General features: G+C 69.0%; 1 pseudogene. It reads right to left on the reverse strand.

Annotated elements, in window-relative coordinates:
- Positions 1-196 (reverse strand): annotated as a pseudogene (locus KVT37_RS33295) (ABC transporter permease); the annotation flags it as partial.
- Between the last annotated feature and the right edge of the window lie 33 nt (positions 197-229).

Raw genomic sequence — 229 nt, forward strand, 5'->3', positions numbered from 1 at the left:
CGCGCCAGGGGCTTAAGCCCACCGACTGGGCCGCTTCCATCTGGCCTTTGCCGCCCGCCTGGAAGCCGCCGCGCACGATCTCGGCGATGTAGGAGCCGCCATAGATGGCAAGGGCGATAGCCAGCGCGGAGAACTCCGGCGGAATGCGCAGGCCGCCCTGCAGGTTGTGGCCTTGCAAGGCGGGGAAGTCGAGCATCGGCACGTCCGGCAGACGACCGAGCGCCAGGAT

Source organism: Mesorhizobium sp. GbtcB19 (assembly GCF_019091085.1).
GTDB lineage: Bacteria > Pseudomonadota > Alphaproteobacteria > Rhizobiales > Rhizobiaceae > Mesorhizobium.